The 505-nt window shown below is 63.6% G+C and carries 1 pseudogene; it reads right to left on the minus strand.

Annotated features, from left to right (window positions below):
• A pseudogene (locus JHN63_RS51960) lies at positions 1-140 on the minus strand (UTP--glucose-1-phosphate uridylyltransferase); the annotation flags it as partial.
• Positions 141-505 lie beyond the last annotated feature (365 nt).

Consider the following 505-nt stretch of genomic DNA (forward strand, 5'->3'; position numbering starts at 1 on the left):
ATCTCCTTCGGGGTCGCCTTCGTCGCGGGCAGGAACCGCGTGCCGAGCCCGGCGGCCGGCACGACCGCCCTGCGGACCGTGGGGACGGAGGCGGAGCCGGGGGCGGGTGCGGGGGTGGCTGAAGAGTGGGGGGTGATCATGAACCCATGGTGGACCGCCCCGATGAGAGCACCCCGAGAGAAACATCGGAGTTCCCTGTGCGCCGCCCTTAGTTCGCGGGGGAGTTGGAGATTGTGTGGAGACGCCTGTGGATACCCGCGGTAACCAATCTGAATTCGTAGCGTTTTGAACATCGGTCACCCGAACTCCTTGTTTCCTGTCGGGCGCTTGTGCGAGTGTGAGCCACCTCGTGAGGCCAGTCGTGAGAAGGCAATGGTCAGGGTCGTTTCTGACAGCTCATAGGTATGCACCAATCAAGCACCTGCTTTCCGATGGTCGGGCATTCGTGTGCCGTCCTGCGGCTTGGAAGGAAATGGTCCCGTGCAATCCCCCTACCCCCCACGCC

It is taken from the genome of Streptomyces sp. MBT65, assembly GCF_016612545.1.
Lineage (GTDB): Bacteria > Actinomycetota > Actinomycetes > Streptomycetales > Streptomycetaceae > Streptomyces.